The sequence below is a fragment of the Streptomyces sp. NPDC096176 genome (assembly GCF_044763255.1).
GTDB lineage: Bacteria > Actinomycetota > Actinomycetes > Streptomycetales > Streptomycetaceae > Streptomyces.
The window spans coordinates 40,739-67,315 of sequence record NZ_JBIWFV010000013.1; the positions used below are offsets into that span (position 1 = coordinate 40,739).

Below are 26,577 nucleotides of genomic sequence, written 5' to 3' on the forward strand. Positions count from 1 at the left end.
GCGGACGTTCCAGTATCCTGGCTCTTCGGTCGCGCGTAGTTCCGCGATCCCGGCTGTCCGCTTTGCTCCGCGAATCGGGACGGCCCCTCCCCACGAACCGAAAGCAGGAAGACCCCTGAGCACGCGCCTCGACCATCGCAATCCCCTCGTGTTCGACACACACGAGCTGGGACGGCGGCCCGGTGCGCTGCAGCGGCTCTCCCGCACGGTGGACGCACCGAAGGACCTCGGCATCGCCGACGTCATCGGAGTGCCGGAGGGCGCGCCGGTGGAGCTGGACCTCCGCCTCGAGTCCGTCATGGAAGGGGTGCTCGTCACAGGCACCGCCCGTGCGAGCGCCGAGGGGGAGTGCGTAAGGTGTCTGGAGCCGCTGCACCAAGAGGTCGCAGCGGACTTCCAGGAGATGTTCACGTACCCCGAAGGCGACGACCGGGGCCGCAGCCGTGCTGCGGAGCCCGTCGAAGACGAAGAGGACGAGGACAGGCTCTTTCTCGAGGACGGCATGTTCGACCTCGAGCCCGTGCTGCGTGATGCGGTGGTGCTCGCACTGCCGATGCAGCCGGTGTGCCGGGAGACCTGTGCCGGCCTGTGCCCCGACTGCGGGATCAGGCTGGACGAGAACCCGGACCACCACCATGACGCCGTCGACATCCGTTGGGCGGCACTGCAGGGACTCGCCGAGACCGTTCAGGACGGCGAGAAGGACAACATGGGCGGCGCCGAAGCGGGCGTCGACGAGAAGCAGGAGAAGTAGCCGTGGCTGTTCCGAAGCGGAAGATGTCGCGCAGCAACACGCGCCACCGCCGGTCGCAGTGGAAGGCTGCGGTCCCCACCCTGGTTTCGTGTGAGCGTTGCCAGGAGCCGAAGCAGCAGCACATCGCGTGCCCGAGCTGCGGCACCTACAACAAGCGCCAGGTCCTCGAGGTCTGAGCGGCTGGTGAGAGGCGCAATGTCTGAGTCCAACAAGACGGACAATGCCTCGTCCCACACGCTTCTGGAAGGGCGGCTCGGGTATCGACTCGAGTCCGCCCTTCTGGTGCGTGCGCTGACGCACCGTTCCTACGCGTACGAGAACGGCGGTCTGCCCACCAACGAGCGGCTGGAGTTCCTCGGGGACTCCGTGCTCGGTCTGGTGGTCACCGACACGCTGTACCGCACCCACCCCGACCTGCCCGAAGGCCAGCTGGCCAAGTTGCGGGCCGCGGTGGTCAATTCGCGTGCGCTGGCGGAGGTCGGACGTGGCCTGGAACTCGGCTCCTTCATCCGGCTCGGCCGCGGCGAAGAGGGCACGGGCGGCCGGGACAAGGCATCCATCCTCGCCGACACCCTCGAAGCGGTGATCGGCGCGGTCTATCTCGACCAGGGCCTCGATGCGGCGTCCGAGCTGGTGCACCGGCTCTTCGACCCGCTGATCGAGAAGTCCTCGAACCTCGGCGCCGGCCTGGACTGGAAGACCAGCCTCCAGGAGCTCACCGCGGCCGAGGGCCTCGGAGTCCCCGAGTACCTGGTCACGGAGACCGGCCCGGACCACGAGAAGGTCTTCACTGCTGCCGCCCGCGTCGGTGGTGTCTCGTACGGCACCGGCACCGGCCGCAGCAAGAAGGAAGCGGAGCAGCAGGCGGCGGAGTCCGCGTGGCGGGAGATTCGTGCCGCCGCGGACGCGCGCGTGGCGGCGGCCAAGGCTGCCGCCGAGAACGGGGTCGCCACCGGGGAAGTCGCCAGCGGGGACGTCACCACCGGGGACGTCGCCGGCGGGGAAGGGGACGCCGACACCTCTTCCGACAAGGCATCCGCGGATTCCGATTCCGACACGGCACCCGCGGACAGCGCTTCTGCCTGAGTCCTGCGCTCCGTCGGCTGTCCGCTGTTTCGCGTGAGGCCCCTCTCCCCTGGAAAGCACCAGGGGAGAGGGGCCTCGTGGCTCCCCGGCGGTCCCCCACCACCGCGGGGTTGTACGCTGCGTGACGTCACCGTGTGAGTCCCGAGGAGCCCCGTGCCCGAGCTGCCCGAGGTCGAAGTCGTACGCCGTGGCCTGCAGAACTGGGTCAGCGGGCGAACCATCGCCGAGGTCCAGGTGCTCCACCCTCGCGCGGTCCGCAGACACCTGGCCGGCGGCGAGGATTTCGCCGCGCGGCTGAAGGGCCGGACCGTCGGCGACGCCTGCCGGCGTGGCAAGTACCTGTGGCTCCCCCTCGTGGACACGGACACCTCGGTCCTCGGCCATCTCGGGATGAGCGGCCAGCTGCTCGTGCAGCCGGAGGAGGCGGAGGACGAGAAGCACCTGCGCATCCGCATCCGCTTCGCGGACGAGCTCGGCACCGAGCTGCGCTTCGTCGACCAGCGCACCTTCGGCGGTCTGTCGCTGCACGAGAACTCGCCGGAAGGCCTGCCCGACGTCATCGCGCACATCGCCCGTGACCCGCTCGACCTCCTCTTCGACGACGCCGCCTTCCACACCGCGATGCGGGCCCGCCGAACCACCGTCAAGCGCGCCCTGCTCGACCAGTCGCTGATCAGCGGTGTCGGCAACATCTACGCCGACGAGGCCTTGTGGCGGGCGAGGCTCCACTACGAGCGGCCCACGGCGACGCTGACCCGGCCCCGCTCGGTGGAGCTGCTGCTGCACGTGCGGGAGGTGATGACGGCGGCCCTCGCCGTCGGCGGCACCACCTTCGACACGCTGTACGTGAACGTGAACGGGGAGTCCGGTTACTTCGACCGTTCCCTGGACGCCTACGGGCGTGAGGGCGAGCCGTGCCGGCGCTGCGGCACCCCGATACGCCGCCGCCCCTGGATGAACCGGTCCAGCTACTTCTGCCCGCGCTGCCAGCGGGTGCCGCGCACCGTTTCCTGACGCGCCCGCCCGGTCGTGCCCGCCGGGTCCTTGCGCTCGCGCCGCTACACTCTGGCGCCCTCACGCTCGACGTCGTATCGCTCACGAGCCGCCAGGACCTCGGGCATGCGCCCCTCCACGAGGTGGATGAGGGACAGCAGCTGCTCGGCGACCGAGCGTCCCAGGGGGGTGAGTTCGTAGTCCACGCGCGGTGGGTTCGTCGGCTGTGCCTCTCGGTGCACCAGCCCGTCCCGCTCCAGTGCGTGCAGTGTCTGGGACAGCATCTTCTCGCTCACGCCGTCGACCCTGCGGCGTAGTTCGTTGAAGCGCAGGCTCTCCTCGTGCAGGGCTCCGATGGTGAGGCTGCCCCACCGGCCCGTCACATGCTCCAGGGTGGCGCGCGAAGGGCACTGCCGGGAGAACACGTCGAACGCGAGATCGTTGTTCATGCCTCCACCATACGGTGGGGCAGCGCCAACTGTGGGGTTGCGCTTCCCGTAAGTTAGTGCTTTCCTTTGGTTACTAGTGCTGACCGGTACCTTTTCGACGAGGAGCCCCACACAATGACCACGCCGCCTGTTGTCTCGATCGCCTACCACTCCGGGTACGGCCACACCGCCGTCATCGCCGAGGCCGTCCGGGCCGGCGCGGCCGACACCGGCGCCACCGTGCATCTGATCAAGGTCGACGAGATGGACGACGCAGAATGGGAGCTGCTCGACGGCTCCGACGCGATCATCTTCGGCTCGCCCACCTACATGGGCACGGCGTCCGGCGCCTTCCATCAGTTCGCGGAGGAGACCTCGAAGCGCTGGTTCACCAAGGCCTGGCACGACAAACTCGCCGCCGGGTTCACCAACTCCGGGTCCAAGAGCGGCGACAAGCTCCACACCCTGCAGTTCTTCCAGACCCTGGCCTCCCAGCACGCCATGATCTGGGTGCCGCTCGGCCTGGCGCCGGGCTGGAACAGTACAGAGGGGTCCGAGAACGACCTCAACCGCCTCGGCTTCTTCTCCGGCGCCGCCGCCCAGACCAACTCCGACGAAGGCCCCGAGGGCGTGCACAAGGCGGACATCGCCACCGCGGAGCACCTCGGCCACCGGGTCGCGGAAACCGCCCGCGCGCTCACCGCAGGCCGGGTGGCCGTCGCCGCCTGAGCGCCGCGCGGCGTATACGAAAGGGCCTCTGACACCCGAGGTGTCAGAGGCCCCTTTCGGTTCGGTTTGCGGGATCAATAGCCGAAGAAGTGAAGGGCCGGGTCTCTGACCTGCGACCATGGAAACGACCAACGCTGTGACCTGCGACTTAGCTGTCGGTGGTTGTCAGCGTTGGTCGCCCGTGGCTGCTCTCGGACGGCCCAGCCACGGCCCAGACTGCTTAGGCGGTCTGGGCGTTGGACGCTTTCAGCATGAGAACGACTACGCCTGCGATCATGAAGACGATGACCGCCCCGATCAGAAGCGGCACCGCGTTTGCCACGATGAACGCGGCTACAGCCTTGACCGATGCGACGATCACTGTGCCCGTGGCTGCAGCGATGGCACGTGCGGCGTTCTTGACTGCTCCAGGATGCTCAGCGAGGTACTTCTGGACGCTGTCGAAAGCGACGTCAGTAATGCGACTGCCAGCTTTGCCAGCGGCAGCCACGCCGAACGCGGCTCCCATGGCGCCGAGGGTCTTCTTCATCATCTGCAACCTCCTGCTGTGTCCTTTCCCTCCTTAGGGTCAAAGGAAGCAGCGTGTTGGAGCGTTGGGTGGCGCACGATCGGTGCTTGTGCGCCTGTGGCCCGCAAGGTCGGCGGAGCGACTTGGGGCTGGAGCTGCTTTGGGGGGAGTGATCATGGCCCCGTAAGCTCATGGCGAGTCGGGCAGTCAGTGGACCTGCCCGTAAAGCACGACGTTGGGGCCATGATCTTCGAGGCTCCCCTCAAAGTGGCTGCCTAAAGTCGTGGAGCCGACCGCCCCAGCCACGACGTGTTCTGACCACATGCCGCCGGCCAACCCTCACCAGGGCGCGCGTCGGCGTCGGCGGCGCCGAGCGGGCCGAAGGCAGGAGCGCGGGCGCGGCCAGAGCCGGGAAGCGCGCCCGGCGGAGCGGAGCGCAGCCGGGGCTTGACGCGGGGGAGAGCATCAAGGCTCTCAGTGAATACCTCGGCCACCATGACCCCGGCTTCACGCTGCGGACCTACACGCACCTGATGCCGTCCAGCGAGACGCGTACGCGGGCCGCCGTGGATACAGTCTGGGCCGCCTCGGTTGCCGATAACGGCCCCGAGACGGCCCAGGGAAGCTGACAGGTCGCTGACCTGCGGAAATCTCAATAGCCGAAGTTCTGCGTCCACCAGGGGCCGCCGTCGGCCATGTGGGCGCCGACGCCCAGCGTCTTGAAGTCGCAGTTGCGGATGTTCGCGCGGTGTCCCTCGCTGCTCATCCAGGCGTTCATCACGGCTTCGGCGTCGCTCTGGCCGCGTGCGATGTTCTCGCCGCCGAGACCGCTGACGCCGGCCTTCTCCGCACGGTCCCACGGCGTCTCGCCGTCGGGGTTGGTGTGGTCGAAGAAGTTGCGCTCGGCCATGTCCTTGCTGTGGGCGCGAGCCAGGTCGGCCAGCTCGCCGCTCGCCTTCATCGGGCTGCAGCCGACCTTCGAGCGCTCCTTGTTGACCAGGTCGATCACGTCGGCCTCCGCGGCGGCGGCCGACGACGTGTCGGGCTCGGCCGGCTTCGACGGCTCGGCTGGCTTCGACGGCGCCGCGGGCTTCGACGGCTCGGCCGGCTTCGACGGCGCGGCGGTGCGCTCGGGAGTGCGGGTCGCCTCGCGGGTCGGGGTCTTCTCGCTCGCCTCTGGGGTCTTCGACGTCTTCTTGGACGGAGACTTCGACGGCTCGGCCGACACGCTCTTCTTCGGGGACTCGCTCTTCTTCGACGGCTCGGTGGTCTTCGACGGCTTGGGCGAGGGCGACTTCGAGGGCTTCGACGGAGCCTGCGAACGCTCGGGCGTCCGGCTGGGGGAGGCGGACGCCGTCGGCTCGGCACTCGCGTCCCCTTGTGCCTGCAGTCGCGACGGCACCTCGGTGCGCATCTCGGTACGGACGTCGGAGCTGCTGCCCACGGTGTGCTTGTCGTCTCCACCCGGCAGGACGCCGCTGGTGACGAGCACGGCGCCGACGGCTATGGCGGCAGAGGCCCCGAGCAGGCCGGTGCGTACGGGCAGGCCTGCCCGCTTCTTCCGGCCGGCACCGCCATGGTGCCTGCCTGCCGAGCCTGCCGCGTGGTCGGGTGCGGCGGGCGCGGGGGCTGAGCGTCGATGGCGACCCATCTGCTGTGCCTTCCTGGTGCGCGACGTATACGTCAACGGACTCACCCGTACGAGTGAGGCTGATTCGTGCGGACTGTACGCCATGCGGGCCGGGGGCGATGTGATGCAAAAGCAACCGGCCGGTTACGGTGCAGCCATGAACGACACCGCACGGCTGACCGCCTGGGTACGCGGCCGAGTGCAGGGAGTGGGCTTCCGCTGGTTCACCAGGGCAAACGCTTTGGAGATCGGGGGCCTCACCGGCTTCGCCCTCAATCTGGACGACGGCAGGGTGCAGGTGGTGGCCGAGGGGCCACGTGAGAATTGCCACCGTTTGCTGGAGTGGCTTCGCTCCGACGACACACCCGGCCATGTCGACGGAGTGACTGAGATCTGGGACACGCCCAGGGGCGGATATCCGGACTTCGCGATCCGCTGACGAGGCCGGTCGGGGCGCCCGCCCGGGGCTCTCCAGGGCGTGACCCGAGCACCGGCCGACGGCAGAAACGACCTGGTGGTTGCCAAGAAGAGGCTTGTCATGCCAGGCTGCGCCAGGAAGGATGATCGTCACGCCCCCAGGGCCCCGCAGGTCAGGCACCGCCGCAGTTTCAGCGGCCGTATGCCCCCGGGCTGCCCGTCGATACGGGGTGTGATCGTGTTGACCGTCAAACTTTTTGGTGAGACTCTGGAAGCCCCGCGCACCTCAGCTGTTTGGCAGTAAGAACCGCAGCACGGCAAGCAGTACACGCAGTCTGCCGAGCACCGCGGGTGCGAATCCCTCACGACCCACACCGCATCGGTCGGTCACTCAGTGTGGAGGACCATCCATCATGGCAAAGGCGCTTCTCGGTTACGTCGGCGGTTCCGACCCGCGACTCCTCGCCGAGATGCGACGGCTTCAGCAGCGCGTCCAGGATCTTGAGTCCGAGCTTGTACGGATTCAGTCCGAGAACGACGCGCTCAACGCTGCCGTCGCTCAGCACCCCGGAGAGTCGCTGCTTGACGGCATCGACATCGACGTACCCCAGGCGGAGCCCGCGCTCACCTGAGCTCGGTAACCGCCGGAGTCATCGCGCAGCAAGATATGCAAGGGACGCCTCGGCGTCCCTTCTTTCTTTTGCGCTCCCGGCCCGTGATCGGGCCCCTGGCCCGCCCTTTGCCCCGTGGCTCCCCGTAGTCCCTGAAGTGCTTCCTTCAACATCTGATGTGCCCTGCACCTTCATGGGTGAAACCGCAAGTGAAAGGTAGAGTCCGGCGGCGTGCACCTCAAGGCCATGACCCTGCGCGGTTTCAAGTCGTTCGCCTCGGCCACGACCCTGCGGTTCGAGCCGGGCATCACCTGCGTCGTCGGGCCCAACGGCTCCGGCAAGTCCAACGTGGTGGACGCGCTGTCCTGGGTCATGGGCGAACAGGGTGCCAAGTCCCTGCGCGGCGGGAAGATGGAGGACGTCATCTTCGCCGGGACGACCGGCCGGCCGCCGCTCGGCCGCGCCGAGGTCTCCCTGACCATCGACAACTCCGACGGCGCCCTCCCCATCGACTACGCCGAAGTCACCATCACGCGGATCATGTTCCGCAACGGCGGCAGCGAGTACCAGATCAACGGCGACACCTGCCGCCTCCTCGACATCCAGGAGCTTCTCTCGGACTCCGGTATCGGCCGGGAGATGCACGTCATCGTCGGGCAGGGCCAGCTCGACTCCGTGCTGCACGCCGACCCGATGGGCCGTCGGGCCTTCATCGAGGAGGCCGCCGGCGTCCTCAAACACCGCAAGCGCAAGGAGAAGGCGCTGCGGAAGCTGGACGCGATGCAGGCCAACCTCGCCCGGGTGCAGGACCTCACCGACGAACTGCGCCGCCAGCTCAAGCCGCTCGGGCGGCAGGCCGCGGTGGCCAGAAGGGCCGCGGTCATCCAGGCCGACCTGCGCGACGCCCGACTCAGGCTGCTCGCGGACGACCTCGTACGGATGCGGGAAGCGCTGCGCACCGAGATCGCCGACGAGGCCGCGCTCAAACAGCGCAAGGAGGCCGCGGAGGCGGAGCTCAAGGCGGCGCTGACCCGCGAGGCTGATCTCGAGGACGAGGTACGGCGGCTGGCGCCACGGCTGCAGCGCGCCCAGCAGAGCTGGTACGAGCTCTCCCAGCTGGCCGAGCGGGTGCGGGGCACGGTCTTCCTTGCCGACGCCCGGGTCAAGAGCGCCACCGCACAGCCCGTGGAGGAACGGCGGGGCCGCGACCCGGAGGACATGGAACGCGAGGCCGCCCGTATCCGCGAGCAGGAGGCCGAACTGGAAGCCGCGCTGGAGGCGGCGGAACGGGCCCTCGAGGACACGGTCGCGCACCGCGCCGAACTCGAACGCGAGCTGGCCGTCGAGGAACGGCGCCTCAAGGACGTGGCGCGCGCCATCGCCGACCGCCGCGAAGGCCTCGCCCGGCTGAACGGCCAGGTCAACGCTGCCCGTTCGCGCGCGGCCTCGGCGCAGGCCGAGATCGACAGGCTGGCCGCCGCACGCGACGAGGCCCGCGAGCGGGCCGCCGCCGCGCAGGAGGAGTACGAGGAGCTCAAGGCCGAGGTCGACGGGCTGGACGCCGACGACTCGGCGCTCGCGGACCGCCACGACGCGGCGAAGCGTGAACTCGCCGACGCGGAGGCAGCTCTGAGCACGGCCCGCGAGGCGCTCACTTCGGCAGAGCGCAAGCGCGCGGCCGTCGCGGCCCGCCGCGAGGCGCTCGCGCTGGGCCTGCGCCGCAAGGACGGGACGGGTGCGCTCCTCGGGGCGCAGGACCGGTTGGCGGGTCTGCTCGGCCCGGCCTCGGAACTGCTCACCGTGACGCCGGGCCACGAGATCCCCGTGGCCGCGGCTCTCGGCGCGGCGGCAGACGCCGTGGCAGTGGCCAACCCCGCCACGGCGGCAGAGGCGATCCGCCTCCTGCGGAAACAGGACGGGGGCCGGGCGGCGCTGCTCCTCGCCGGCGGGGCCGGGCCGGAGTCCGGGGCGCCGGAGTCCACGACGCCGCAGGCGTCCGCCGACGGGCCGCCGTACGCGGCAGACCTGGTGAGCGGGCCGCCCGGGCTCATGCCCGCCGTACGGCGACTGCTGCAGGGCATCGTGGTCGTGGGCACGCTCGAGGACGCCGAGGATCTTGTGTACGCGCGGCCCGGGATCACTGCCGTGACCGCGGAGGGAGACGTGCTCGGGGCGCATTTCGCCCAGGGCGGGTCCGCCGGAGCTCCCAGTCTGCTCGAGGTGCAGGCCTCCGTCGATGAGGCGGCGGCTGAGCTCGAGGAACTGGCCCTGCAGTGCGACGAGCTGGCCGCCGCCCAGCAGCAGGCCACCGCCCGTCGGGGCGAATGGGCCGCGATCGTCGAGGAGTTGGGGGAGCGGCGGCGCGCTGCGGACCGAGAGAAGTCGGCCGTCTCCGGTCGGCTCGGCAGCCTCGCCGGTCAGGCCCGCGGCGCAGCGGGCGAGGCGGAGCGGACCGCCGCGGCCGCCGCCCGCGCACAGGAGGCGCTGGAGCGGGCGACCGAGGAGGCCGAGGAGCTGGCGGAGCGTCTGCTCGTCGCCGAGGAGGCACCGGCCGAGGAGGAGCCCGACACCCATGTGCGAGACCGGCTCGCGGCCGACGGCGCCAACGCGCGCCAGACGGAGATGGAGGCCCGCCTTCAGGTCCGTACGCACGAGGAGCGGGTCAAGGGGCTCTCGGGGCGCGCGGACGCACTCGACCGGGGAGCGCGCGCCGAGCGCGAGGCCCGGGCGCGTGCCGAGCAGCGGCGCGCCCGACTGCGTCATGAGGCAGAGGTCGCCGCGGCCGTCGCGGCCGGAGCCCGCCAACTGCTGGCCCATGTCGAGGTGTCGCTCGTGCGGGCGGAGGCGGAGCGGGCCGCGGCCGAGGAGGCCAAGGCGGAGCGCGAGCAGGAGCTGGCAGCCGCCCGCAACACCGGCCGCGACCTCAAGGGCGAGCTCGACAAGCTGACCGACTCGGTTCACCGCGGTGAGGTGCTGGGCGCGGAGAAGCGGCTGAGGATCGAGCAGCTGGAGACGAAGGCGCTGGAGGAGCTGGGTGTGGAGCCGGCCGGGCTGGCGGCCGAGTACGGTCCCGACCAGCTCGTCCCCCCTTCGCCGCCCGCTGAGGGCGAGGAGCTCCCGGAGGATCCGGAGCATCCCCGCAATCTGCCCCGACGTTTCGTCCGAGCCGAACAGGAAAAACGCCTGAAGTCGGCCGAACGGGCGTATCAGCAGCTCGGGAAGGTGAATCCGCTTGCCCTGGAGGAGTTCGCGGCGCTGGAGGAGCGTCACCAGTTCCTGTCGGAGCAGCTCGAGGACCTGAAGAAGACCCGTGCGGACCTTCTGCAGGTGGTGAAGGAGGTGGACGAGCGCGTCGAGCAGGTCTTCACCGAGGCGTACCGGGACACCGCCCGCGAGTTCGAGGGCGTCTTCTCGCGGCTCTTCCCCGGCGGTGAGGGGCGGCTCGTACTGACCGATCCCGACAACATGCTCACCACGGGCGTGGACGTCGAGGCGCGGCCGCCCGGCAAGAAAGTGAAGCGTCTTTCCCTGCTTTCCGGAGGGGAACGGTCCCTGACGGCCGTGGCGATGCTGGTGTCGATCTTCAAGGCGCGACCCAGCCCGTTCTACGTGATGGACGAGGTCGAAGCCGCCCTCGACGACACCAACCTCCAGCGACTGATCCGGATCATGCAGGAGCTCCAGGAGAGTTCGCAGCTGATCGTGATCACGCATCAGAAGCGGACCATGGAGGTCGCGGACGCGCTCTACGGCGTCTCGATGCAGGGCGACGGCGTGTCCAAGGTCATCAGCCAGCGCCTCCGCTGAACCAAGATCGCTCCCTGGGGACACTTCTTCAATACTTGAAGGTAAGTCACCCTACCGTTACCTGAAACAGATTTGTGGCAGGGTCTTGACTTCGAAACTTGAAGGAATAGTCTCTGCAACGTTGCTTTTACCTTCAAGTGGTGCGCCCCCCGAAGTTGTGCCCCACTGGAAGGGCTCGCCCCCCACGCCCGGCGAAGCTGCCGGACGGCCTCAGGAGTACACGTGACCAGCACCGCGCAGCCGCCACCGGCCCCGGGAGCCCGCTCGGCCCACCCCGAACATCTCGGGCATGTCATCTTCATCACGGCTGCCGCCGCGATGGGCGGCTTCCTCTTCGGTTACGACAGCTCCGTGATCAACGGCGCCGTCGAGGCCATCCGGGACCGCTACGACATCGGCTCGGGAACGCTCGCCCAGGTCATCGCCATCGCCCTGATCGGCTGTGCCGTGGGTGCCGCCACCGCCGGCCGGATCGCCGACCGGATCGGCCGCATCCGCTGCATGCAGATCGCGGCCGTGCTCTTCACCGTCAGCGCCATCGGCTCCGCGGTTCCGTTCGCGCTCTGGGACCTCGCCATGTGGCGAATCGTCGGCGGCTTCGCCATCGGCATGGCCTCCGTCATCGGCCCCGCCTACATCGCCGAGGTGTCGCCCGCCGCCTACCGCGGCCGGCTCGCCTCCTTCCAGCAGGCCGCCATCGTCATCGGCATCGCCGTCTCCCAGCTGGTGAACTACGGCATTCTCCAGCTCGCCGACGGCGAGCAGCGCGGCGACATCGCCGGCCTCGAGGCCTGGCAGTGGATGCTCGGCGTCATGGTCGTCCCGGCCGTGCTCTACGGACTGCTGTCCTTCGCGATCCCCGAGTCGCCGCGCTTCCTGATCTCCGTCGGCAAGGTCGACCAGGCGAAGCAGGTGCTCGCCGACGTCGAAGGCAAGAGCGTCGACCTGAATGCCCGTGTCCGGGAGATCGACCATGCGATGCGCCGTGAGCACAAGTCCACCTTCAAGGACCTGCTCGGCAGCCGCTTCGGCTTCCTGCCCATCGTCTGGGTCGGCATCGGGCTCTCGGTCTTCCAGCAGCTCGTCGGCATCAACGTCGCGTTCTACTACTCGGCGACCCTGTGGCAGTCGGTCGGCGTCAACCCGTCCAGCTCGTTCCTCTACTCGTTCACCACGTCGATCATCAACATCGTCGGCACCGTGATCGCGATGGTGCTGGTCGACCGGATCGGCCGCCGGCCACTCGCGCTCATCGGCTCCGCCGGTATGGCGGTCTCGCTGGCCCTCGAGGCCTGGGCCTTCTCCGCCGAACTCGTCGACGGCAAGCTCCCCGAGACCCAGGGCGTCGTCGCGCTGGTCGCCGCCCACGTCTTCGTGCTCTTCTTCGCGCTCTCCTGGGGCGTCGTGGTCTGGGTCTTCCTCGGCGAGATGTTCCCGAACCGGATCCGCGCGGCCGCCCTCGGCGTCGCGGCCTCCGCGCAGTGGATCGCCAACTGGACCATCACCGCCAGCTTCCCGAGCCTCGCGGACTGGAACCTCTCCGGCACCTATGTGATCTACACGATCTTCGCCGTGCTCTCGATCCCCTTCGTACTCAAGTACGTCAAGGAGACGAAGGGCAAGGCGTTGGAGGAGATGGGCTAATCCCCGCTGCCCCTCTCCTCGTCACGGAACTGCCCCGGCTCAGCGCGTGAGCCGGGGCAGTACGTGTTCGCACAGCAACTGCAGGCTGCGCCATCCCTCGTCCACCGGCATGCCGCCGCACAGCGGATGCAGCACCAGGCTCTCGGCGCCCAGACTGACGCACTCGTCCGGCGTGACGACCCGGTAGACGCCCTCGCTGCGCAGCTCCGCGGCAGTGCCCGCACCGGAGCGCACCGCGGAGCGGATGTCCTTCGACTGCCAGGAGGCGTAGGTGCGCGCCTCGTGCAGGAAGTGCTCCCCGTAGAGCGCCCAGGTGCGGTCCGGATCCTCCGAGAGATGCAGCAGCGGCGTCTTCTCCGCGGGCATCATGCAGAAGCCCTCCGTTCCGTACTCCGCCCGCCGCGCCTCGTAGTACGCCTCCAACTCCGGCAGATGCGCGCTGGGGAAGAACGGCAGACCGAACCGTGCGGCCCTGCGCGCCGCCGCTCGGGACGACCCGCCGACGAGCAGCATCGGATGCGGCCGGGTGTACGGGCGGGGGGTGACCCGCACGGTCCGGCCCCGGTACGTGAAACTCTCGCCGGTCCACGCCGCGAGCAGCGTCTCGAGCAGCTCGTCCTGGAGCGCCCCGCGCCGGGACCACGCCACACCCAACTGCTCGTACTCCTCGGGCCGGTAGCCGATGCCGGCGACCGTGACCAGCCGGCCCCTGCCGATCAGGTCGAGCACGGTGATGTCCTCCGCCAGCCGCAGCGGATCGTGCAGCGGACCGATGACCGCGGACACCGTGACAGCGATCCGCCGACTGGCGCCGAGGACGGCGCCCGCGAAGGTCAGCGGGGACGGAAGCCAGTTGTTGTCCGCGCCGTGGTGCTCCTCCGTCTGGATGGTGTCGACGCCGCGGTCGTCGGCGTACGCGGCCATCTCCAGGGCGGTGCGATAGCGGGCCGCGAGGGTCTCGGGTGTCGCGGCCGGGTCGACCATGTTGAAGCGAGCCACCGTGAAGGCCATGGGAAATCCCCCTCCGCCGGGTCGGGCATGGCGAAGGGGGACGTTAGCTGACGTAGCGTCAGATGGACAGGGTCGCGGGCTCCCGCTGCGATTCGGCCTCCTCGGATCCGGCCGGTGCGGCCGGTGCGGCCGGGGTGCGAGGCAGGACGGCGTACAGGGCGGCGGCCACCACGATCGTTGCCGCCCAGCCCAGCCCGTTCTCGCCGATCCACGAGGACGCGAGCGGGCCGGCGAACCAGTCGACCTTCGTGAACAGCAGGCCCACCACCAGGGCCGTCCCCCACGACACCATCGCCGACCAGGCGAAACCACCGCGGTACCAGTACGCGCTGGTACGTGTTATGTCCATCAGCGCCGTGCCGTCGTACGTGCGCCTGCGCAGCATGTCGACGCCGAAGACGCCGATCCACGCGGAGAAGGCCACCGCCAGCAGCGTCAGGAACGAGATGAACGAGCCGATGAAGCTGGTGGCCACGACCATCAGGAGGAAGCCGAGGACCAGACTGATCACGGCGTTCACGCTGACGGCCCAGGTGCGCGGGACCTTGACGCCCAGGGTCTGCGCGGTGAAGCCGGCCGAGTACATCGACATGGAGTTGATCAGCAGCATGCCGACCAGGGCGATCAGCAGATACGGGACCGCCAGCCACATCGGCAGGATCTCGCCGATGAAGGCGACCGGGTCCTGGGCGCTCGCCAGATCCGGCGTCGCGACCGCCATCACCGCACCCATCAGCACCATCGGCAGTACGACGATGCCAGCGCCGCCGACGGTGGCGCCGACCATCGCCCGGCCGGAGGCCGTGCGCGGCAGGTAGCGCGTGAAGTCCGGCCCCGACGGCACCCAGCTGATCCCGCCCGCCGCGATGGTGCCGATTCCGGCCACCATCATCGCCGTCGAACCGGCCGGCTTGTCGAAGACGGCGGCCCAGTCGGTGTTCGCGACCAGGTAGATCAGCACCAGCACGCTGAACGCGCCGAACAGATACGTCGACCACTTGCTGCACACCTGCAGCGCGTTGATGCCGAGGCCCGAGACGAGGAAGGTGCAGGAGACGAAGAGCAACAGCGTCGTGACGATCAGGGCCGTGTTGCTCCGGATCCCGAACAGCAGGTCGAGGACGGTCAGTACGGCGTAGGCGCCGGTGACCGCGTTGATCGTCTCCCAGCCCCACCGGGCCACCCAGATCAGCGAACCGGGGAAGAGGTTCCCGCGCTGCCCGAAGACCGCCCGGGACAGGGCCATGCCGGGGGAGCCGCCGCGCTTGCCGGCGATGGAGATCAGGCCCACGATCCCGTACGAGAGGACAGGGGCCGCGACCGCGACGGTCAGCACCTGCCAGAAGTTCAGTCCGTTGAAGACGACCAGGCCGGCGCCCATCGTCAGCAGCAGGACGCTGATGTTGGCGGCCACCCAGGTGGGGAACAGTTCACGGACGTGACCGGTGCGCTCGCCGTCGGGGACGGGTTCGAGGCCGCGGGTCTCTATCGCGCCTTCGGATTCGGAGGCGTGGGGCATGGAAGTGGCTCCGTAAGGGGGTGGGGGACACCGGAGGGCTGCCGGGTGGGAACCCGGAGCCATCAAGCATCGTACGAACACCCCAAAACGTCCAAATGGGTGAGCCCGTCTTTGTGTGATCCTCTGACGCCGCCGAAGGGCCGGAGCTGTGGCCGATACTGGACGGGTTATGGAAATCGTCATCCTTGCCGTAGTCATCGCCCTGGTCGCGATCGGCGCGATCAGCGGCCTCGTGGTCAGCAGCCGCAAGAAGAAGCAGCTGCCGCCCCAGGCGCCGCCGACCGCGCCGACCATCACTGCTCCGCCCGCCGAGCCGCATGTCGGTGACGAGGCGGAGACGCCGCGGGAGGAACCCCGCCGCACCATCGAGGAGGTCGACCTCCCGACGGCCGAGGAGGCCGTCGAAACCCCTGTCGCCGTCGAGGACCCGGTCGTCGCCGAGGCCCCCGCGCCCGCCGTCGAGATCCCGGAGCCGACCGCCGGCCGGCTCGTCCGGCTCCGTGCCCGCCTCGCCCGATCCCAGAACACGCTCGGCAAGGGGCTCCTCACGCTCCTGTCCCGCGAGCACCTCGACGAGGACACCTGGGAGGAGATCGAGGACACGCTGCTCACCGCGGACGTGGGCGTCGCCCCCACACAGGAGCTCGTGGAGCGGCTCCGTGAGCGGGTGAAGGTCCTCGGTACCCGTACCCCGGAGGACCTGCGCACGCTGCTGCGTGAGGAACTGCTGCACCTCGTCGGCACCGACTTCGACCGTGCCGTCAAGACGGAGAGCGGTCTCGACACCCCCGGTGTCGTCATGGTCGTCGGGGTCAACGGCACCGGAAAGACCACCACCACCGGAAAGCTCGCCCGTGTCCTGGTCGCGGACGGCCGCTCCGTCGTGCTCGGCGCCGCCGACACCTTCCGCGCCGCCGCCGCCGACCAGCTGCAGACCTGGGGCGAGCGCGTCGGCGCCCGCACCGTACGGGGGCCCGAGGGCGGCGACCCGGCCTCGATCGCGTTCGACGCGGTCAAGGAGGGCATCGCCGAGGGCGCGGACGTCGTGCTCATCGACACGGCGGGCCGGCTGCACACCAAGACGGGCCTGATGGATGAGCTCGGCAAGGTCAAGCGGGTCGTGGAGAAGCACGGTCCGCTGGACGAGGTCCTGCTCGTCCTCGACGCCACCACCGGTCAGAACGGCCTGGTGCAGGCGCGGGTCTTCGCCGAGGTCGTGGACATCACCGGCATCGTGCTGACCAAGCTCGACGGCACCGCCAAGGGCGGCATCGTCGTCGCGGTCCAGCGCGAGCTGGGCGTGCCTGTGAAGCTCGTCGGACTGGGCGAGGGGGCGGACGACCTGGCCCCGTTCGAGCCCGAGGCGTTCGTCGACGCGCTGATCGGCGACTGACCGCAAACCGCGCGTGAAGGCGCCCGGCCGTCCTGAGGACGACCGGGCGCCTTTCTGCGTGTGTCGCGTTTCCGCGTGCGCATCGGGGCCGGTTTCTGTGTGTGTATCCGGACCAGCTGCGTCTGAATCAGGACCGGCTGCGGTGGCAGGTGTATGCCAGCGTGCCCAGCAGCAGCCGGGCCTCCGGCGGGGCCGCCGCCGTGTCCAGGGACGGGGGCCGCAGCCAGCGGACGGGCCCGAGGCCGCCGCGGTCCGACGGCGGGGCGGTGATGTGGTCGCCGGGGCCCAGGCAGCGCAGGTCCAGGTCCGCGTCGTCCCAGCCCATCCGGTACAGCAGCCGGGGCAGTTCGACGGCCGCGCCGGGCGCCACGAAGAACTGGCAGCGCCCGTCCGGTGTGGCGCAGACCGGGCCGAGCGGGAGGCCCATCCGCTCCATGCGCACCATGGCGCGGCGGCCGGCCGCCGCGGCCACGTCGAGGATGTCGAAGCTCCGGCCGACGGGCAGCAGCAGCGACGCGCCCGGCACGTCGGCCCACGCCTTGCCGGCCTCCTCGAGCGTGGCGCCGGCCGGCACCTCGAGCGCGAAGTCGAGAGGGTGCGCTCCCGGTGCCGTACAGCCGGCCTCCCCGCAGGAGCACTTGCCGGACAGCGCTCGCGCCCCTGGGATCACCGCCCAGCCCCACAGTCCGGTGTACTCGGCCACCGCGGTGGCCTCTGTCGTGCGCCCGCGGCGCCGGGCGCCGGGCCGGATCTGATTGATCCCCCGGGTGCCGCCGATCGTGAAGCCCATGCCCCCTCCAACGGGTCGTAAGCTCCGGTGGTTACGACTTGAAGTCCCCCGGTGACGCTCCGTCGTCACCTCTGGGGGGTGCCGTCCGCGCGCGGTGGTGCGTGGGGGAGTGCGGAACGAGGCGCGCGCCTGTGTGCACAACGCTCCACTGCTTCCTGATCGTCGTATGTCAAGTGAATCGCGCCTGAGGGCAAGTGGGTTCACTCGGAGGGGTGGCGAATGGTGGCGTTTCTGCAATCCCACTCGCCGGAGGCGTGATCGGGGCATTACTTTCGGTGCACCAGCCTGCAATTGCAGTCCGCTTCCGGGTATGCCGGAGGCAACCCGGCTTCCTGTTCGACGGGTGCAACACAGTCACAGGCAGCCGCACTCGGCGGCATTCTGGTAGGGGATCGGGCGATGAGGGTTCGGCGGATGGGGGCAATGCAGTGAGCGGCAGCGGCGCAGACGGTACGACAGCCGGCAAGCGCCCCAACGAGCAGCTGAGCTCATGGTTCATGCGCAGCGGCTGGTCGAAGGGCGAGCTCGCGCGCCAAGTGAACCGCAGAGCACGCCAGATGGGTGCCCACCACATCAGCACCGACACCTCCCGGGTGCGTCGCTGGCTGGACGGCGAGCAGCCGCGCGAGCCGATTCCGCGCATCCTCTCCGAGCTCTTCTCCGAGCGCTTCGGCAGTGTCGTCGCCATCGAGGACCTCGGGTTGCGCTCCGCCCATCAGGCGCCCTCCGTGTCCGGTGTGGACCTGCCGTGGGCCGCGGACCAGACCGTCACGCTGCTCAGCGAGTTCTCCCGAAGCGACCTGATGCTGGCGCGCCGCGGATTCCTCGGCACCTCGCTCTGCCTGGCCGCCGGCCCCGCCCTCGTCGAACCCATGCAGCGCTGGCTCGTGCCCACTCCGGCGGGCGACGGACAGCAGGAACCGCCCACCCCGCTGCGCAGAGGCGCCCGGCTGTCCGCGCCGGAGCTCGACCTGCTCGAGGCCACCACCGCCATGTTCCGCCAGTGGGACGCCCAGTGCGGCGGCGGGCTGCGCCGCAAGGCGGTCGTCGGCCAGCTCCACGAGGTCACCGACCTGCTCCAGGAGCCGCAGCCGCTCGCCACCCAGCGGCGGCTGTTCAAATGCGCCGCCGAACTGGCCGAACTGGCCGGGTGGATGAGCTACGACGTGGGTCTGCAGCCCACCGCCCAGAAGTACTTCGTGCTCGCCCTGCACGCCTCCAAGGAAGCGGGCGACAAGCCGCTCGGCTCGTACATCCTGTCCTCGATGAGCCGCCAGATGATCCACCTCGGCCGCCCCGACGACGCCCTCGAGCTCGTCCACCTCGCGCAGTACGGCAGTCGCGACTGTGCCACCGCGCGCACGCAGGCGATGCTGTATGCGATGGAAGCCCGCGCGTACGCCAACATGGGCCAGCCCAGCAAGTGCCGGCGGGCCGTCCGGATGGCCGAGGACACCTTCGCCGACATCGCCTTCGACACGGAGCCCGAGCCGGACTGGATCCGGTTCTTCTCCGAGGCCGAGCTCAACGGCGAGAACGCCCACTCCTACCGCGACCTCGCCTATGTCGCCGGCCGCAGCCCCACCTACGCCTCGCTCTCGGAGCCGGTCATGGAGCGTGCTGTCGAGCTCTTCCGCCAGGACGAGGAGCACCAGCGGTCGTACGCACTCAACCTGATCGGCATGGCCACGGTCCACCTGCTCAAGAAGGAGCCGGAACAGGCCACCGCCTTCGCCGGCCAGGCGCTCGCGGTCGCCAAGCGGGTCCGCTCCGAGCGGGTCAACACCCGGCTGCGCAAGACCGTCGACACGGCGGCCCGGGAATTCGGGGACCTCGCCGAGGTTGCCCAGCTCACCGACCACCTCACGGCCCAGCTGCCGGAGACCGCCGAGGCGGTCTGACCGGCAGCGGCACACCAGGCCCGGCCGCGACATCCACCCCGAACTGCCCGACTCGGCTCCCCCCGTGCCAAGTCAACCCGGGTGAGTGTCGCGGCCGGTTTGTGATGTGGGCAGAGGATACGCTCGGCGACCTCGGGCGATCAGCCCGTTCATGGCGGCGTAACACGCCGGACCTCTTCGTCACGGCCGCGAAACATCGTGCGGCATTTGCGGAAACGGCGCTGCGCCAACCTCATGGCGCATAGGGGCTGTCCGGCGGATCTCGGCGGTGCCCCCTACGGCCCGCCCCCTTATCCGCCTCAGGCTCCGCCCGCACGCGGCCGCACGACGACGAGGAGACGCCGATGCCCCCAGGCATCTCGACCCTTGCCGCAGACATCGAACTGTCTGCCGCCAACACAGGGTTCATGCTCATCTGTTCCGCCATGGTTATGCTCATGACACCGGCCCTGGCCTTCTTCTACGGAGGCATGGTCCGCGTCAAGAGCACCCTGAACATGCTGATGATGAGCTTCATCAGCCTCGGGATCGTCACCATCCTGTGGGTGCTCTACGGCTTCAGCATGGCCTTCGGCACCGACATCGGCTCCGTCGTCGGCTGGAGCGCGGACTACGTCGGCCTCAGCGGCATCGGCGTCACCGAGCTGTGGGACGGCTACACGATCCCGGTGTACGTCTTCGCCGTCTTCCAGCTGATGTTCGCGATCCTCACCCCCGCGCTGATCAGCGGCGCCCTGGCGGACCGGGTCAAGTTCACCGCCTGGGCGCTGTTCATCACCCTCTGGGTCACGGTCGTCTACTTCCCCGTCGCGCACTGGGTGTGGGGCGCGGGCGGCTGGCTCTTCGAGTTGGGCGTGATCGACTTCGCCGGCGGCACGGCCGTCCACATCAACGCCGGTGCCGCGGCCCTCGGCGTCATCCTCGTGATCGGCAAGCGCGTCGGCTTCAAGAAGGACCCGATGCGTCCGCACAGCCTGCCGCTGGTCATGCTGGGCGCGGGCCTGCTGTGGTTCGGCTGGTTCGGCTTCAACGCCGGATCGTGGCTCGGCAACGACGACGGCGTCGGCGCGGTGATGTTCGTCAACACCCAGGTCGCCACCGCCGCCGCCATGCTCGCCTGGCTCATCTACGAGAAGATCCGCCACGGCGCCTTCACCACCCTCGGCGCCGCCTCCGGCGCGGTCGCCGGTCTCGTCGCCATCACCCCGGCCGGTGGTTCCGTCTCCCCGCTCGGCGCGATCGCGGTCGGCGCCATCGCCGGTCTGCTCTGCGCCATGGCCGTCGGCCTCAAGTTCAGGTTCGGCTACGACGACTCCCTCGACGTCGTCGGCGTCCACCTCGTCGGCGGCATCGTCGGCTCCCTGCTGGTCGGGTTCTTCGCCACCGGCGGCGTCCAGTCCGACGCCAAGGGCCTCATCTACGGCGGCGGCCTCGAGCAGCTCGGCAAGCAGGCGGTCGGTGTCTTCGCGGTGCTGGCCTACTCTCTGGTCGTCTCGGCTGTCCTCGCTCTTGTCCTCGACAAGACGATGGGCATGAGGGTGGACGAGGACGTCGAGGTCTCCGGCATCGACCAGGTCGAGCACGCCGAGACCGCGTACGACTTCAGCGGAGCGGGCGGCGGCGCCGGCTCCCGCAAGGCCGTGCCCGCGACGGGCGAGAACGTGGCAGCCGCAGCGCAGAACAAGAAGGTGGACGCATGAAGCTCATCACCGCAGTCGTGAAGCCGCACCGGCTGGACGAGATCAAGGAGGCCCTCCAGGCCTTCGGAGTCCAGGGGCTCACGGTCACGGAGGCCAGCGGCTACGGCCGGCAGCGCGGCCACACCGAGGTCTACCGGGGCGCCGAGTACACGGTCGACCTCGTCCCCAAGATCCGCATCGAGGTGCTGGTCGAGGACGGCGACGCCGAGCAGCTCGTGGACGTGATCGTCAAGGCCGCCCGCACCGGAAAGATCGGCGACGGCAAGGTCTGGAGCGTCCCGGTCGACACGGCCGTACGGGTACGGACCGGCGAGCGCGGACCCGACGCGCTCTGAGGAACAACAGAACAGGAGCCGCAGGCGTGACGAGTGCTGAAGTGATCAACGAAACGGAAGACTCGGGACCCAGCGGCTACGCGGCGGCCCGGCTGCGCCTCCTCACCGAGAAGGAGCGGCCAGGGCCGCCGCGCCGTGCGGCCCTGGCCGGGCTGACCGACACATGGCTCTCGGCGCTGTTCGGCACCGCAGCCATGGAACAGGGCGTCGTACGGGGCATGGCTCTCGTCGCCGTCGGCGGCTACGGCCGCGGCGAGCTCTCCCCGCGCAGCGACCTCGACCTCCTGCTGCTCCACGACGGCAGCGCTCCCGCCTCGGCCGTAGCCGCCGTCGCGGACCGGATCTGGTACCCCGTCTGGGACCTAGGGCTCGCCCTCGACCACTCCGTACGGACCCCGGCCGAGGCCCGCAGGACGGCCGGCGAGGACCTCAAGGTGCAGCTCGGGCTGCTCGACGCGCGGGCGGTGGCCGGCGACGTGGGCCTGGTCGCGTCGCTGCGCACGGCCGTGCTCGCCGACTGGCGCAACCAGGCACCGCGTCGGCTGCCCGAACTGGACGAGCTCTGCCGCGAACGTGCCGCCCGCCAGGGCGAGCTGCAGTACCTCCTCGAGCCCGATCTGAAAGAGGCCCGCGGCGGACTGCGGGACGCCACCGCGCTGCGCGCGGTCGCCGCCTCCTGGCTGGCCGACGCCCCCCGGGAAGGGCTTGCCGAAGCCCGCCGCACCCTGCTCGACGTCCGCGATGCGCTCCATCTGACCACGGGGCGCGCCACCGACCGTCTCGCCCTCCAGGAACAGGACCAGGTCGCCGCGGAACTCGGCCTCCTCGACGCCGACACCCTGCTGCGCCAGGTGTACGAGGCCGCGCGGACTGTCTCGTACGCCACCGACGTCACCTGGCGCGAGGTCGGCCGCGTCCTGCGTTCACGGGCCGTACGGCCGAGGCTGCGGGCCATGCTGGGCGGGCGGGCCCCGCAGCCGGAGCGCACACCCCTCGCCGAGGGCGTCGTCGAACTCGACGGGGAAGTGGTCCTGGCCCGCACCGCGCGTCCCGAACGCGACGCGGTGCTGCCGCTCCGCGCCGCGGCCGCCGCGGCCCAGTCGGGGCTGCCGATCTCCCGGCACGCGGTCCGGCGCCTCGGCCAGGCCGTGTCCGGCCACCCGCTGCCCGTGCCCTGGCCGGCGGAGGCCCGCGAGGAGCTCGTCACTCTCCTCGGTGCCGGGCCGCCGACCGTCGCCGTGTGGGAGGCCCTGGAGGCCGAAGGGCTGATCACCCGGTTCGTCCCGGACTGGGAACGGGTCCGCTGCCGTCCGCAGCGGAACGCCGTGCACACCTGGACCGTCGACCGGCACCTCGTCGAGACCGCGGTCAAGGCCTCGGAGCTGACCCGCCACGTCGGCCGTCCCGACCTGCTCCTCGTCGCGGCCCTGCTGCACGACATCGGCAAGGGATGGCCCGGCGACCACTCCGTCGCCGGCGAGACCATCGCCCGCGATGTGGCCGCCCGGATCGGCTTCGACCGCGCCGACGTGGCCGTCATCGCCACGCTCGTACGCCACCACCTGCTCCTCATCGAGACGGCGACCCGGCGCGACCTGGACGATCCGGCGACCGTGGCCTCCGTGGCCTCCGTCGTCAGGTCCGTCTCCACGCTGGAGCTGCTGCACGCCCTCACCGAGGCGGACGCCCTCGCCACCGGACCGGCGGCCTGGTCCTCCTGGCGCGGCTCCCTCGTCGCGGACCTGGTCGAACGGGTCGCCGCCGTCCTCGCGGGCGAAGCCCCCGCGGAGCCGGACCAGACCGCCCCCAGCGCCGAACAGGAACGGCTCGCCGTCGAGGCCATGCGCACCGGCGAACCGGTACTGACCCTGCACGCCCAGCCCGAGGCCCCCGCCGAGGACGGTGAACCGGAACCGGTCGGCGTCGAACTGCTCATCGCCCTGCCCGACCAGCCCGGCGTCCTGCCCGCGGCAGCCGGGGTCCTCGCGCTGCACCGGCTCACAGTCCGCGCCGCCGACCTGCGGGCGATCGAGCTGCCCAGCGAGGTGGGCGACGGCTCGGTCCTGGTCCTGAACTGGCGGGTGGCGGCGGAGTACGGCTCCCTGCCGCAGGCCGCCAGGCTCCGCGCCGACCTGGTGCGGGCCCTGGACGGCTCCCTGGACATCCGGGGCCGCCTCACCGAGCGCGAGGCCGCCTATCCCAGGCGGCGCGGCGTGAAGGCGCCTCCGCCGCGGGTCACGGTGGCCCCGGCGGGCTCACGCCTCGCCACGGTGATCGAGGTCCGCGCCCAGGACGCGCCGGGGCTGCTCCACAGGATCGGCCGCGCGCTGGAGGGGGCAGCCGTGCGGGTCAGGAGCGCACACGTCTCCACCCTGGGCGCGAACGCGGTCGACACGCTGTACGTCACGGACGAGAACGGCTCCCCGCTCGGCGACGCGGAGGCGGCGGCGCTGGCAAAGGGGGTGGAGGAGGCACTGCGGTGAGGGGGCGGCGAGCGGCGCGGCCGGTCGCTGAGCGGGGCGTGCTCCCGCCGACGACGTGGGGTGTTCCACCCGCTCAGCAGATCACGAAGATCGGCATTGCTTGCTCTCCGCCCTTGCGGGCTTCGCGCCCCGGTCCGCCCGTTACGGCGGGCGGGGGCATGAATGTTCCGAGGCCCGATACCCTTGGGGCGACCACCAGGCCCCGACCCGAGGAATCGCGACCACCGTGTTCGATACGCTTTCCGACCGCCTCAGCGCGACTTTCAAGAACCTCAGGGGCAAGGGACGCCTGTCCGAGGCTGACATCGACGGCGCGGCCCGGGAAATCCGTATCGCCCTGCTCGAGGCCGACGTGGCGCTTCCGGTCGTCCGGGAGTTCATCAAGCAGATCAAGGCCCGCTCCCTCGGTGCCGAGGTCTCCAAGGCTCTGAACCCGAGCCAGCAGGTCATCAAGATCGTCAACGAAGAGTTGGTCACGATCCTGGGCGGTGAGACCCGCCGTCTGCGGTTCGCCAAGACCGCCCCGACCGTGATCATGCTCGCCGGTCTCCAGGGTGCCGGTAAGACGACCCTCGCCGGAAAGCTCGGCCTCTGGCTGAAGGCCCAGGGTCACGCGCCCCTGCTCGTCGCGTGTGACCTCCAGCGCCCCAACGCCGTCAACCAGCTCTCGGTCGTCGCCGACCGCGCCGGTGTCGGCGTCTACGCGCCCGAGCCGGGCAACGGCGTCGGTGACCCGGTCCAGGTCGCCAAGGACTCCATCGAGTACGCCAGGACCAAGCAGTTCGACGTCGTCATCGTCGACACCGCCGGCCGTCTCGGCATCGACCAGGAGATGATGCAGCAGGCCGCGGACATCAGGGACGCGACCTCGCCCGACGAGATCCTTTTTGTCGTCGACGCCATGATCGGTCAGGACGCCGTCAACACCGCGGAGGCCTTCCGCGACGGCGTCGGCTTCGACGGCGTGGTCCTGTCCAAGCTGGACGGCGACGCCCGAGGCGGTGCCGCGCTCTCCGTCGCGCACGTCACCGGCAAGCAGATCATGTTCGCCTCCAACGGCGAGAAGCTGGACGACTTCGACGCGTTCCACCCGGACCGCATGGCGTCCCGCATCCTCGGCATGGGCGACATGCTCTCGCTCATCGAGAAGGCCGAGCAGACCTTCAGCCAGGAAGAGGCCGCCAAAATGGCCTCCAAGCTGGCGAGCAGCAAGGGCAAGGAGTTCACGCTCGACGACTTCCTGGCCCAGATGGAGCAGGTCCGCAAGATGGGCTCCATCTCCAAGCTGCTCGGCATGCTGCCCGGCATGGCGCAGATGAAGGACCAGATCAACAACATCGACGAGCGCGACGTGGACCGCACGGCCGCGATCATCAAGTCGATGACCCCTGGGGAGCGCAACGACCCGACGATCATCAACGGCTCGCGCCGCGCCCGTATCGCCAAGGGTTCCGGCGTCGAGGTGAGCGCGGTGAAGGGCCTGGTGGAGCGGTTCTTCGAGGCGCGCAAGATGATGTCGAGGATGGCCCAGGGCGGCGGCATGCCGGGGATGCCGGGCATGCCGGGCATGGGTGGCGGCCCCGGCCGTCAGAAGAAGCAGCAGAAGCAGGCGAAGGGCAAGCGCAAGAGCGGCAACCCGATGAAGCGCAAGGCCGAGGAGCAGGCAGCGGCGGCGCGCCGCGAGCAGGCGGCCCAGGGCGGTGCCTTCGGACTGCCCGACGGCGAGCCGGGCAAGGACTTCGAGCTGCCCGACGAGTTCAAGAAGTTCATGGGCTGATCCGCCGGTTCCACCGGACAGCCACGAGGGGCCCGCGACCGTCACGGTCGCGGGCCCCTCGTGTCGCGGTAGGCCGCCCCTGCCGTCCCGCAGCGGTCAGCGCGCGCGGGCGATCAGATACCGGAAGACGTTGGGCATCCACACCGTGCCGTCGGACCGCCGGTACGGGTGGAGTGCCTCGGCGATCTCCTTCTCCACCTGCGCCTGGTCGGCCTCCCGCACGGCCTGGTCGTAGAGCCCCGTCGACAGCAGCCCGCGCACGGCGCTCTCCACGTCCCCGTAGCCGAACGGGCAGGCCACCCGGCCCGAACCGTCCGGGTTCAGGCCCGCACGGGCGGCGATGTCCTCCAAGGCGTCACGGTGGGCCGGCCGGCGGTCGCCGCGCGGACCGCCCGCCACCCGGAGCACCCCGGACGTGGCGCACCGCTCCGGCGGGCCCCAACCGGTGAGCACGACCACGCTCCTGCGCTCCGCGAGACCGACCGCGTGCCTGAGGGCCTGCTCCAACTCCTCGCCGTCGCCCGCGCTGCAGCCGATCGGCTTGAACGCGGTGATCAGGTTGTACGCGGGCCCGTCCGGCTCGGCTGCCGCGCCGACATCCCCGTCGTACAGGAGGGCGTTCGGGTTGCCGGCCATCCGTTCCCGCGCGAGGGCGAGACGGTCGAGGTCCGTGTCGACGCCCGTCACGGTCGCGCCGCGGGCCTGTGCGATGAGGAGGGCGAGTCCGGAACCGCAGTCGAGGCCCAGCAGCCTCGACCCGGTGCCGACCTCGAGACGTTCGTAGACCGCCTCGTAAAGAGGCACCAGCATGCGTTCCTGGATCTCTGCCCAGTCCCGGGCCCGTGCGCCTGCGTCCGCCGAGGACGCGGACGCCTTGTCGGTCCGGTGCCGGACGAGCGTGGATGTCATCGAAAGCGCCCCAATCCGCCGAGAGGTCGGTTGTGCCCTGAAGCTCAGCCCCCGTGTGCGTACGCCCCGCGCTCCCCCGTATGCCAGAGAACTCCGCGGGCGTCCCCACGTCCAGGGGTTGTGCGGCACTGCTTACGAGCCCGGGGCGTGCG

The 26,577-nt window shown here is 70.2% G+C and carries 22 protein-coding genes; 15 read left to right on the plus strand and 7 right to left on the minus strand.

Annotated elements, in window-relative coordinates:
• Nucleotides 1-148: 148 nt before the first annotated feature.
• The 4 genes from ACIQ7Q_RS29200 (at nucleotide 149) to mutM (ending at nucleotide 2,854) form a co-directional block, all read left to right on the plus strand.
• Nucleotides 149-754 (plus strand): YceD family protein, encoded by a 606-nt coding sequence (locus ACIQ7Q_RS29200; RefSeq protein WP_403868433.1) that lies wholly within the window; start codon nucleotides 149-151, stop codon nucleotides 752-754.
• A gap of 2 nt (nucleotides 755-756) precedes the next feature.
• Entirely contained in the window at nucleotides 757-930 is a 174-nt protein-coding gene (rpmF, locus tag ACIQ7Q_RS29205) for a 50S ribosomal protein L32 (RefSeq protein WP_026165248.1), read from the plus strand.
• A gap of 19 nt (nucleotides 931-949) precedes the next feature.
• On the plus strand, nucleotides 950-1,840 hold the full coding sequence (rnc, locus tag ACIQ7Q_RS29210; RefSeq protein ID WP_403868436.1) for a ribonuclease III: 891 nt from the start codon (nucleotides 950-952) through the stop codon (nucleotides 1,838-1,840).
• A gap of 153 nt (nucleotides 1,841-1,993) precedes the next feature.
• A complete protein-coding gene (gene mutM / locus ACIQ7Q_RS29215) occupies nucleotides 1,994-2,854 on the plus strand; it encodes a bifunctional DNA-formamidopyrimidine glycosylase/DNA-(apurinic or apyrimidinic site) lyase (protein ID WP_403868438.1) in 861 nt (286 codons plus the stop codon).
• Between the two features lie 44 nt (nucleotides 2,855-2,898).
• Here the strand turns inward: mutM and ACIQ7Q_RS29220 are convergent, their stop codons facing one another.
• Nucleotides 2,899-3,282 (minus strand): winged helix-turn-helix transcriptional regulator, encoded by a 384-nt coding sequence (locus ACIQ7Q_RS29220; RefSeq protein WP_403868441.1) that lies wholly within the window; start codon nucleotides 3,280-3,282, stop codon nucleotides 2,899-2,901.
• 114 nt (nucleotides 3,283-3,396) lie between these two features.
• Here ACIQ7Q_RS29220 and ACIQ7Q_RS29225 point away from each other — a divergent pair, with 114 nt between their 5' ends.
• Complete coding sequence (locus tag ACIQ7Q_RS29225; protein ID WP_403868444.1) at nucleotides 3,397-3,990, plus strand: flavodoxin family protein; 594 nt, start codon at nucleotides 3,397-3,399, stop codon at nucleotides 3,988-3,990.
• 220 nt (nucleotides 3,991-4,210) lie between these two features.
• Here the strand turns inward: ACIQ7Q_RS29225 and ACIQ7Q_RS29230 are convergent, their stop codons facing one another.
• Nucleotides 4,211-4,522: a hypothetical protein gene (locus tag ACIQ7Q_RS29230; RefSeq protein WP_403868447.1), complete on the minus strand. Its 312-nt coding sequence runs from the start codon at nucleotides 4,520-4,522 to the stop codon at nucleotides 4,211-4,213.
• A gap of 628 nt (nucleotides 4,523-5,150) precedes the next feature.
• Nucleotides 5,151-6,149, minus strand: a complete 999-nt coding sequence (locus tag ACIQ7Q_RS29235) for a CAP domain-containing protein (protein WP_403868450.1) — start codon at nucleotides 6,147-6,149, stop codon at nucleotides 5,151-5,153.
• 136 nt (nucleotides 6,150-6,285) lie between these two features.
• Here ACIQ7Q_RS29235 and ACIQ7Q_RS29240 point away from each other — a divergent pair, with 136 nt between their 5' ends.
• The 4 genes from ACIQ7Q_RS29240 (at nucleotide 6,286) to ACIQ7Q_RS29255 (ending at nucleotide 12,607) form a co-directional block, all read left to right on the plus strand.
• Nucleotides 6,286-6,567, plus strand: coding sequence for an acylphosphatase (locus ACIQ7Q_RS29240; protein ID WP_356634168.1), 282 nt, complete (start codon nucleotides 6,286-6,288; stop codon nucleotides 6,565-6,567).
• Nucleotides 6,568-6,958: 391 nt separating this feature from the next.
• Nucleotides 6,959-7,177, plus strand: coding sequence for a hypothetical protein (locus ACIQ7Q_RS29245; RefSeq protein ID WP_215097132.1), 219 nt, complete (start codon nucleotides 6,959-6,961; stop codon nucleotides 7,175-7,177).
• Nucleotides 7,178-7,387: 210 nt separating this feature from the next.
• Nucleotides 7,388-10,963, plus strand: a complete 3,576-nt coding sequence (smc, locus tag ACIQ7Q_RS29250) for a chromosome segregation protein SMC (RefSeq protein ID WP_403868454.1) — start codon at nucleotides 7,388-7,390, stop codon at nucleotides 10,961-10,963.
• Between the two features lie 222 nt (nucleotides 10,964-11,185).
• Nucleotides 11,186-12,607, plus strand: a complete 1,422-nt coding sequence (locus ACIQ7Q_RS29255; RefSeq protein ID WP_403868457.1) for a sugar porter family MFS transporter — start codon at nucleotides 11,186-11,188, stop codon at nucleotides 12,605-12,607.
• 39 nt (nucleotides 12,608-12,646) lie between these two features.
• Here the strand turns inward: ACIQ7Q_RS29255 and ACIQ7Q_RS29260 are convergent, their stop codons facing one another.
• Nucleotides 12,647-13,618 carry an LLM class flavin-dependent oxidoreductase gene (locus tag ACIQ7Q_RS29260; protein ID WP_403868460.1) on the minus strand — a complete coding sequence of 324 codons (972 nt, stop codon included), beginning with the start codon at nucleotides 13,616-13,618 and terminating at the stop codon, nucleotides 12,647-12,649.
• 58 nt (nucleotides 13,619-13,676) lie between these two features.
• The gene (locus ACIQ7Q_RS29265; protein ID WP_403868463.1) at nucleotides 13,677-15,137 is read right to left on the minus strand and encodes a cytosine permease; all 1,461 of its coding nucleotides are present in this window, start codon (nucleotides 15,135-15,137) and stop codon (nucleotides 13,677-13,679) included.
• Nucleotides 15,138-15,306: 169 nt separating this feature from the next.
• On the opposite strand from ACIQ7Q_RS29265, the gene ftsY reads away from it, so the two are divergent.
• A complete protein-coding gene (gene ftsY / locus ACIQ7Q_RS29270; protein ID WP_403868466.1) occupies nucleotides 15,307-16,530 on the plus strand; it encodes a signal recognition particle-docking protein FtsY in 1,224 nt (407 codons plus the stop codon).
• Between the two features lie 127 nt (nucleotides 16,531-16,657).
• Here ftsY and ACIQ7Q_RS29275 read toward each other — a convergent pair whose 3' ends face one another.
• Entirely contained in the window at nucleotides 16,658-17,320 is a 663-nt protein-coding gene (locus ACIQ7Q_RS29275; RefSeq protein WP_403868469.1) for a bifunctional DNA primase/polymerase, read from the minus strand.
• Between the two features lie 428 nt (nucleotides 17,321-17,748).
• Here ACIQ7Q_RS29275 and ACIQ7Q_RS29280 point away from each other — a divergent pair, with 428 nt between their 5' ends.
• The 5 genes from ACIQ7Q_RS29280 (at nucleotide 17,749) to ffh (ending at nucleotide 25,516) form a co-directional block, all read left to right on the plus strand.
• Nucleotides 17,749-19,221: a hypothetical protein gene (locus ACIQ7Q_RS29280; protein WP_403868472.1), complete on the plus strand. Its 1,473-nt coding sequence runs from the start codon at nucleotides 17,749-17,751 to the stop codon at nucleotides 19,219-19,221.
• A gap of 344 nt (nucleotides 19,222-19,565) precedes the next feature.
• Complete coding sequence (locus ACIQ7Q_RS29285; protein ID WP_403868475.1) at nucleotides 19,566-20,921, plus strand: ammonium transporter; 1,356 nt, start codon at nucleotides 19,566-19,568, stop codon at nucleotides 20,919-20,921.
• Nucleotides 20,918-21,256, plus strand: a complete 339-nt coding sequence (locus tag ACIQ7Q_RS29290) for a P-II family nitrogen regulator (RefSeq protein WP_356634151.1) — start codon at nucleotides 20,918-20,920, stop codon at nucleotides 21,254-21,256. The genes ACIQ7Q_RS29285 and ACIQ7Q_RS29290 overlap by 4 nt, the downstream gene beginning before the upstream one ends.
• A 26-nt stretch (nucleotides 21,257-21,282) precedes the next feature.
• Nucleotides 21,283-23,739: a [protein-PII] uridylyltransferase gene (locus ACIQ7Q_RS29295; protein ID WP_403868479.1), complete on the plus strand. Its 2,457-nt coding sequence runs from the start codon at nucleotides 21,283-21,285 to the stop codon at nucleotides 23,737-23,739.
• A gap of 226 nt (nucleotides 23,740-23,965) precedes the next feature.
• Nucleotides 23,966-25,516: a signal recognition particle protein gene (gene ffh, locus ACIQ7Q_RS29300; protein ID WP_403868482.1), complete on the plus strand. Its 1,551-nt coding sequence runs from the start codon at nucleotides 23,966-23,968 to the stop codon at nucleotides 25,514-25,516.
• 96 nt (nucleotides 25,517-25,612) lie between these two features.
• Here the strand turns inward: ffh and ACIQ7Q_RS29305 are convergent, their stop codons facing one another.
• On the minus strand, nucleotides 25,613-26,425 hold the full coding sequence (locus ACIQ7Q_RS29305; protein WP_403868485.1) for an SAM-dependent methyltransferase: 813 nt from the start codon (nucleotides 26,423-26,425) through the stop codon (nucleotides 25,613-25,615).
• Nucleotides 26,426-26,577: the final 152 nt, after the last annotated feature.